At 73.4% G+C, this 8515-nt stretch carries 6 protein-coding genes; 4 read left to right on the top strand and 2 right to left on the bottom strand.

What is annotated here, in order from left to right; genetic code table 11:
• Positions 1 to 15 precede the first annotated feature (15 nt).
• Complete coding sequence (locus ACWC2T_RS41830) at positions 16 to 1734, top strand: hypothetical protein (protein WP_450675532.1); 1719 nt, start codon at positions 16 to 18, stop codon at positions 1732 to 1734.
• On the opposite strand, the gene ACWC2T_RS41835 is transcribed toward ACWC2T_RS41830, so the two are convergent.
• Positions 1727 to 4156, bottom strand: coding sequence for an NB-ARC domain-containing protein (locus tag ACWC2T_RS41835; RefSeq protein ID WP_450675527.1), 2430 nt, complete (start codon positions 4154 to 4156; stop codon positions 1727 to 1729). The genes ACWC2T_RS41830 and ACWC2T_RS41835 overlap by 8 nt on opposite strands.
• A 234-nt stretch (positions 4157 to 4390) precedes the next feature.
• On the opposite strand from ACWC2T_RS41835, the gene ACWC2T_RS41840 reads away from it, so the two are divergent.
• The 3 genes from ACWC2T_RS41840 to ACWC2T_RS41850 all read left to right on the top strand — a co-directional run bounded on the left by ACWC2T_RS41840 (position 4391) and on the right by ACWC2T_RS41850 (position 7906).
• Positions 4391 to 4594: a cold-shock protein gene (locus tag ACWC2T_RS41840; protein ID WP_055635265.1), complete on the top strand. Its 204-nt coding sequence runs from the start codon at positions 4391 to 4393 to the stop codon at positions 4592 to 4594.
• Between the two features lie 88 nt (positions 4595 to 4682).
• Entirely contained in the window at positions 4683 to 6380 is a 1698-nt protein-coding gene (locus ACWC2T_RS41845) for a DEAD/DEAH box helicase (protein WP_450675528.1), read from the top strand.
• A gap of 341 nt (positions 6381 to 6721) precedes the next feature.
• Positions 6722 to 7906: a type III polyketide synthase gene (locus ACWC2T_RS41850; protein WP_450675529.1), complete on the top strand. Its 1185-nt coding sequence runs from the start codon at positions 6722 to 6724 to the stop codon at positions 7904 to 7906.
• Between the two features lie 107 nt (positions 7907 to 8013).
• Here ACWC2T_RS41850 and ACWC2T_RS41855 read toward each other — a convergent pair.
• Positions 8014 to 8515: ATP-binding protein (locus tag ACWC2T_RS41855; protein ID WP_450675530.1), on the bottom strand; the 502-nt coding region annotated here is incomplete at its 5' end.

Genomic DNA, 8515 nt, shown 5'->3' on the forward strand with positions numbered 1-8515 from the left:
CGGGCTGAAGGCTTTCTGCGCGTCCCCGTAGGCCCGGACGCCCACCGCTGGCGTACCTTCCCCGCCGAACGGACGCTCGTCGTCGCCGCGCGTACCGTCACCTCCACCGTGCGCGTGCTGGAGGCGCTGCCCGCCCTGCTGCGCGACGACCCCCGAGTGAGCGTCGTCTTCGCGCACGACCCCACCTCCGCGTTCGCCGACGGGGTGCGGGAGCTGCTCCGGGACTCCGGATGCCGGGTCATGCCCTGGGACCAGCTGGCACACATCCGCCCCGATCTCATCCTCACGGCCAGCGAGAACGTGGACATACCGGAGGGCGACTGCCCGGTCCTGGTGCTGCCGCACGGCGTGGGCTTCCAGAAGCGTGTCCCGGACGCGCGCGGGGCGCACGAGCGGCTCTCCGGCCTCGTCCCCGACGCGCTGCTGGAGTCCGGCCGGGCCTGGCTCGCCGTCTCGCACCCGGACCAGGAACGCCAGCTCCTCGCCGCCCACCCGAAGACCGCGGGCCGCACCCTGCTGCTGGGTGACCCGTGCTACGACGAACTGCTCGCCGCCCTGGCGCGCAGGGACGCGTACCGGCGGGCCCTCGGTGTCGCCGAGGGCCGACGGCTCGTCGTGATCAGCTCCACCTGGGGGCCGACCTCCCTGTTGGGCCGGCATCCCGGTCTGCCGGTCCGCCTGCTGGGCGCGCTCCCCCACGACGCCTACCGGGTCGCGGCCGTGGTCCATCCCAATGTCTGGGCGGCGCACGGGTCGTGGCAGCTCCGTGCGCTCCAGGCCTCGGCGCTCGACGCGGGCCTGCTGCTGATGCCGCCCGTGCACGCCTGGCGCCCGGCGCTCGTTGCGGCGGACGTGGTGATCGGCGACCACGGGTCGGTGACCCTGTACGGTGCCGCCCTCGGACACCCGGTGCTGCTCGGTGCGTTCGGTACCGACGCGGTGCCGGACACGGCGGCGCACGAGCTGGCCGCCGCGGCACCGCACCTGGATCCCGCCGGGGACCTGGCGGCTCAGGTCGAGGACGTCGTACGGGACCACTCCCGCGAGCGGTACGACCCGGTGGCGCGGCGGGCCTTCGCCGAGCCGGGTCAGGCGTCGGCGCGGCTCCGCGCGGCCGTCTACGGGCTGCTGGATCTGCCCGAGCCGGTCCCGGCACCCCCGCCGGACCTGCTGCTCCCCGTGCCGGAGCAGGCCGCCGAGCCGGTGACCTCGTGGCTGGTCGTCACCGAGGTGGGCGAGGAGCCGCCCGGCCCGGTCGTGACGGTGCGCCGCCATCCGGCCGAGGCGCGGGCGTACGCGCACGGCGGACCGGACACAGAAGAGGACGGCCCGGACGCATCGCCGTACCGCTTCGCACATCTGGCGTGTTCGGACGCCGAACGCGACCGCCGGCTGCTGGAGAGCGCCTCGGTGATCGAGCGGGACGGCCCTGCCGGATCGGTCGCCGAGGCGCTGCGCTGGATCCGTGACACCCTGGCGGCGCTGCCCGGCAGCCTGCTGGCCGCCTGCGCGGTGCGGGGCGGTGGCCATCTGGTGGGGCTGCGGGACGGCCGGGTGGTGGAGGCGGCGGTGACCGGGCCGGCGCTGTCTCCCGGGCTCGCGGCGGCGATCGTCCACGCCCGCCTGCGGCAGGGTCTTCCGCCGGGCGAGGCGCTGCTGACCCTGCGGATCGCCGGAGTGCGGGACGAGGACGTCGTGCTCCGCCCGCGCCCCGCGTCCTTGCGTCTCAGCTGAGGTCCCTCAGCCGTCGGCGCACGTCGTCCGCGCGCAGGTTGCCGTTCGCCTCGTGGATCTCGAGGGCGCGGGTCAGCCAGGCGCGTACCCGGTCCAGGTGGCGACCGCTGCGCTGCGCGAGGTCGGCGAGTTCCTCCCGTGCGTCGGCCTCGTAGCTGAACGCGCGCCGCTCCTGAAGGGTCTGGGCCGCCGTCTCCAGGGCGGGGAAGGCCGCGTCGAACTCCTCGCGGTGGGCGTGGGCCCGGCCGAGGGCGAGGAGGGCACGGGCCGCCATCCGCTCGTCGGGTTCGGGGAGGCCCAGTAGGTCCGCGCGTGCCCGGCCGAGCAGGGTGAGGGCCTGCTCGTGGTCGCCCTGGGCATCCAGCGCCGAGCCCAGGAAGAGCAGGGCCAGGGCTTCGCCGCGCCGGTCCCGGGCGCGGCGGTTGAGGTCGAGGCAGTAGCGGTACGTCTCCACCGCCCGGGCCGGTTCGTGGAGTTCGAGGTGGCGGCCGAGGAACTCCTGGACGGAGGCGCGCAGCAGCAGTCGGTCGGTGGGTTCGGCGAGGGCGACGGCGCGCTCCAGTTCGATGCGGGCGCGGTCGTGTTCGCCGAGGTCCGTGAGCGGGCGCGAGAGCAGGCTGCGCAGCCGGGCCTCGCCGGCGCGGGCCTCGGCCGCCGCGCCGGCGGGGGTGGCCGGGTCGGCGGCGAGCGCGGCGGCGGCCTCGCTGCCCAGGCTCAGGGACTCCTTCCAGGCGCCCAGGTGGCGGTGGTGCAGGAACAGCACCGTGAACGCCTCGGCCAGCGGCCAGGCCAGGGCGTACAGGCGGTGGCGCACGGCCGCGCGCAGGACGGCGAGGATCGCGTTGCACTCGGCGTCGAGCCAGGTCAGCGGGGCGGGGCCACCGGGTGCGGAGAAGGGGTCCGTGGTCCCTGTCAGCAGCTCGGTCAGATCGGCGACGCGCAGCCGGTCCGCGCGCTGCGCCCGGTCGGCGAGGGCCGCGAGGACGAGGTAGTGCGTGGTCACCCGCTCGATGACGGCCCTCTCCTCGCCTGGCCGTTCCTCCGCCTCGGCGCGCTCGCGGGCGTAGAGGCGGACGAGGTCGTGGGCGCGGTAGCGGCCGTCGTGGTCTCTCTCCAGCAGGCTCGCGGCGGCCAGCTCGCGCAGCAGCCGCCGGGCCGTGCGGCGGTCGACGCCCGCGGCGGCGGCCGCGACCGACTCGTCGAACAGTCCCGTGGGCAGCAGGCCCAGCAGCCGGCACATCCGGGCCGGGCCGGGCGGCAGCAGCCGGTAGGAGGGGCCGAGGACGGCCGACAGCGAGTGGTCGCCGCCGGGCAGGGAGATGCCCTGGAGCCGTTCGGCCTCGTCCGCCAGCTCCTGGGCCAGGTACGTCAGGGTAGGGGCGTCGCCGGTGGTCAGCCGGGTCGCCACGATGCGCAGCGCCACCGGCAGTCCGCCGCACAGCTCGACGAGGCGTTCGGCCGCCGCGGTTTCGGCCGCGACGACGTCCTGTCCACACTGGTCGCTCAGCAGTTTCAGGCCGCCGGGTGCGTCGAGGGGTTTGAGGTCGATGAGTTCGGCGCCGTCCGTCGCGACGAGTTCGCCGAGCTTGCTGTGACTGGTGACCATGACGGTGCTGCCGGGACCCGTGGGGATCAGCGCGCGCACCTGGGCGGCCATGGTGACGTTGTCGATGAGGACGAGCATGCGCCGGCCGCGGGAGTGCGTCTCGTACTGGCGCCTCAGTTCCTCGAACCGCTCGGAGACGTGCGCGTCGCTCCCGAGCAGCGCCCGCAGGATCGAGGCGAGGGCCTGTGAGGTCGCGGCCGCCCCCATCGCCGCACCCACGGCGGAGTCGTCGCGCAGGGCGGCGTAGTCGACGTAGAAGAGACCGTCGGGGAAGTGCTCGCGCCGGGTGTCCGCCCAGCGGCAGGCGAGCGCCGTCTTGCCCACCCCGGGCAGCCCGGCGAGGACGGCGAGCCGCACCCTGTCGGGTTCGCCGCACAGGGTGTTCATCCGGTCGAGCTCGGCGACCCGGTTGCTGAACGTGCCGGTCAGGGCGGGGAGATGGTCGGGCTGGGCGCCGGGCGGCACCGGTGCGGCGGGGCGGACGTCGAAGGCGATGTCGTACGACGCTCCCGGCAGCAGCTCGGCCAGCAGCCGGCGCAGCTCCTCCGCCGCCCCGGGGTCGTCCTCGAGGATCCGGAGCAGGCGCCGCTCCCAGTCGGCGGCGACGCGGTTGGCCGTGTCCTCCTCGCCGCAGCTCTCTCCGGCCGTCGCCAACTCCTCGCGGAGGGCGTCCAGTTCGCCGTGCTCCGCACGCCGGGAGAGCCAGCGGGTGAACCGCCGGCTCCCGTGCTTCATCTTCAGCCAGGCGTCCGTGACCATGAGACCGACCAGAGCCGTGGCCCCCTGCGCGGCGAGCGTCCCCAACTCGGCTTCCACCAAGCCCCCTTACGTCGTCCAGCGGCACCGGGACAGGCGGAACCCACGGTAGAAGGATCTTCGCGGGATTCCCAGTCGGCGCCGCCGCGGATGCGAACTGTGCTAAGGTTGCGGTGTTGCAGTTGTGGTACCCATGAACCTATGTGCGCCTGACAGGAATGTTTTCCCTTCAGGCGCATTATTTGTTTTCCGGCATCTCCGGATGGGGCCTCTGCCTACAGAACGGAGAAGGTCATGGCACAGGGAACCGTGAAGTGGTTCAACTCTGAAAAGGGTTTCGGCTTCATCGCGCAGGACGGCGGCGGCCCCGACGTCTTCGCCCATTACTCGAACATCGCGAGCCAGGGCTTCCGTGAGCTCCAGGAGGGCCAGCGGGTCTCCTTCGACGTCACGCAGGGCCAGAAGGGCCCGCAGGCGGAGAACATCGTCCCCGCCTGATCGCCGGACGCGTATTCCGCCCACCGGGGTCCGCACCGTCACGGTGCGGACCCCGGTTTGTGCTGTTTCCAGGAAGGCAGACAACCGCATGCCCCGCAGACCCCAGAAGCCGAACCGACGCGCCTCGTCGCCCCAGCCGTCCGCGTCGACCGCGTCGAACGCGTCGTCAGTGTCGTCGCCACGGGAGTTCCGGCTGCCGGAAAGCACGACACCCGCACTTCCCGCCGTCGAGGACTTCGCCGATCTGGACATGCCCGCGGGGCTGCTGAAGACCCTCACCGAGCAGGGGGTGACCACTCCCTTCCCCATCCAGGCCGCCACGCTGCCCAACTCGCTCGCCGGCCGCGATCTGCTGGGACGGGGACGCACCGGCTCCGGCAAGACCCTCGCGTTCGGACTTGCGCTCCTGGCCCGCACGGCCGGACTGCGCGCGGAGCCCAAGGCACCCCTCGCCCTCGTGCTCGTGCCCACCCGTGAACTCGCCCAGCAGGTGACCGACGCGCTGACCCCCTACGCGAGCGCGGTCCACCTCCGGCTGGCCACCGTGGTCGGCGGGCTGTCCATCACGAAGCAGGCCGCGGCCATCCGTCGTGGCGCCGAGGTGCTCGTGGCGACTCCCGGCAGGCTCAACGACCTCGTGGAACGCGGGGACTGCGGGCTCGGCGGCGTACGCATCACGGTGCTGGACGAGGCCGACCAGATGACCGACATGGGTTTCCTGCCACAGATCACCAAGCTGATCCAGCAGGTACGGCCCGACGGACAGCGCATGCTGTTCTCGGCCACCCTGGACCGCAATATCGACCGTCTGGTGCAGCGGTTCCTGACCGATCCCGTGGTGCACTCCGTGGATCCGTCCGCGGGAGCGGTGACCACCATGGAGCACCACGTGCTCCACGTCCTGGACGAGACCGACAAGAAGGCCGTCACCACGCGCATCGCAGCCCGTGACGGCCGGGTGATCCTCTTCCTCGACACCAAGAGGTCCGCCGACCGGCTCGCCAAACGGCTCCTGGCGGTCGGTGTCCGGGCGGCGGCCCTGCACGGAGGCCGTTCCCAGCCGCAGCGCAACCGCACGCTGGAACAGTTCAAGAACGGCCAGGTCACCGCGCTGGTGGCGACGAATGTCGCGGCCCGGGGCATACACGTCGACGACCTCGACCTCGTCGTGAACGTCGATCCCCCCACCGACCACAAGGACTACCTCCACCGCGGCGGCCGCACGGCCCGCGCCGGCGGCTCCGGAAGTGTGGTCACCCTGGTCCTGCCCGACCAGAAACGGGACGTCACCCGGCTCATGTCGGACGCGGGCATCCGTCCCCGAACGGCCCGCATCAAGTCGAGCGACGCGGAACTGGCCGCCATCACCGGCGCCCGCGAGCCCTCCGGTGTGCCCGTCACCATCGAGGTCCCCCAGCCGGCTGCACCGACGGCGTCCCGCCCGGCCCGGAAGCCCGGCGCCGAGCCCGGCAAGCGGTCCGGCCGCCGGCGAAAGGGCGGCGGCTCAGCGGCGACCGATACTGCCGACAGAACGAGGGACCGGGGCGCGAACCGCCGGACCACGGCCGGGGCGGCCGTAACGGGCGCTCCGTCCGCAGGCAGCGGCCGCGGTGCTGCCCGCCGGAGGGCGGACGTCGGCTCGGACCGCCGCGCCGGGGACGGGGCGGCGACCGGTGCCGCCTCCGGCAAGACCGTCCGCGGATCCGGCCGACGGACGGCGACCCGCGGCACGACCGGCGACCACGCCCCGGGCCACCGGGGCGGTCGCGGCAACTCCGCACGCTGACCCGGACGATGCGGGCCTGCCCTCCCCCTTTCGCACGGATGCGGGAGGCCCCCACGCGGGCTTGGGCTGGCAAATCCTGACTGACGGAACGTCAGATGAGGCCTGCGGGAGCCACTCCGAGGGGCACCTTTTTTCAGCGGTGTGTGCCGTGTCACGCATTCCGAGGGCCGCCTAAGTTGCGTGCATCACAGCGGAAATGTCCATTTAGCGTCCATGCTCGAAACGGATATTGACTCCCGAAGTGGAGCGTATCGGCTACCTCTTGGGCGCGACGTTGCAAAGTGACCCACGCCACAGCACTCGTGACATTCCCGCTAGTTCCCCCGGAAAGGTGCCCCCTTATGGCCGCTTACCTCTGTCCTCCTGCCGTGATTCACGGCGAGCACGCCGTGGAGACCAGCCAGATCGTGGCGGAGGTGCGCAACCGGCACCCGCACGCGGCCTGGGCGCCGCGGATCGACGGCATCGCGGCCAGCACGGGCATCGAGACCCGCGGGTGGATGCTGCCGCTGGACAGGGCCGTCGCGCCCGGCAACGGCGGCGGCCTGCGGGCTGTCGGCGTCGGACCGGCCCAAGAGGCGCTGGCCCGCGACGGGTTCACCGAGCAGGACGTGGAACGCGTGATCGCCACCCTCGAGGCGATACCCACGCCGCAGACCGTCCAGGAGCGCACCGCGCCGGCGTGGGAGGCCGTACAGTCCTACGGCGAGCGTGCGGCGCGCGGGGCCCTGCAGATCGCCGGGCTGGACGTCGCGGACATCGACTGCCTGATCACCAGCAACTCCACCACCCCGGCGCTGCCGGGTCTGGACATCGCCCTGGCCAACAGGCTTCAGCTCCGCAACGACGTGATGCTGCAGCCGGCCACGCAGTGGGCCTGCATCGCGGGGACCCGCTCCCTGGCGCTGGCGGCGGATCTCGTGGCCGCGGACCCCGACCGGGTGGTCCTGGTCGTGATCGCGGAGGCGCTGAGCACGACCTACCAGCCCGCGGACGACACCCTCGAGTCCCTGATCGTCCGGTTGCTGTTCGCGGACACCGCGGTCGCCGCGGTGGTCACGGGCCGTCCGCGGCCCGAGTCGGTGCTGCGGCTGGACTCCTCCTGGCACCACACCCTGCCCGGCACCCAGGACCTGCACCGCCTGGAGACGCGGGCGGACGGCACCCACTTCGTGATGGACCGGCGCGGACCGCGCGCCGTGCAGGAGACGGTCACCGCGATGTGGGAGTGGCTGCGCGTCCGTTACCAGGACCACCCCGGCTCCTGGCACCCCGACGTGCTGCTGGCGCACCCCGGCGGGACCCGGGTGCTGGAGTACATGGAGCAGACGATGCCCGAGGCGTGGCCGTCGGGGCTGCTGGACTACAGCCGGGACAGCTACACCACCGGCAACCGTGGCGGCGCCGCCGTGTTCGACATCATGCGGCGGGCGCACGACGCCGGGCAGAAGCCGGGCAGTCGCGCCGTCCTGTACGCGGCGGCACCGGGCCTCACCGCCACCGCCCTGGAAGGGGAGTGGCTGTAGGACGGGCCCGTCCCGGCCGCGCCGGACCGGTCGCCCGCACCGCCGGTCACGTCATGTATCGCCGATGACACGTTCCGTGCCGTCGGTCGCCCGCACAGCAGGCCGCGTCACCTCGCGACTTCCGCCCAGATCACCTTGCCGGTGTCCGTCCACCGCACCCCCCACCGGGTGGTGAGCCCGTGCACGATGCGCAGGCCACGACCGCCGTCGTCGAGCAGGCCGCCCCGGCTCAGTCGTGGCCTGCCGTTGCCGGTGTCGCCCACCTCGCACAGCAGGCCGCGGCCGGTCCTGATCAGCCGTACCGTGACGGGACCGGTGGCGAAGCGCACCGCGTTCGTGACCAGCTCGCTGACCAGCAGCTGGACAGTCTCCCGGGTGTCGTCCCTGGTGCGCCATTGCCGCAGCAGCGCGGAGACCTGTGCGCGGGCATGGGCGGGCGCGTCGTCGCGGGCGGGCAGCCGCCAGGTCGCGGTGTCCCCCTTGCGGTAGCCGATCATGCGCGCGAGCAGCAGGGTCACGTCGTCGCGCTGGCGCCCGGGGGCCCCCCCCCCCACCCACCCCCCGAGGGGCGGCGGCAGGGCCGGCCAGCGGGGGGGCCGGGCACACGCC

This window comes from Streptomyces sp. NPDC001393, from assembly GCF_053597455.1.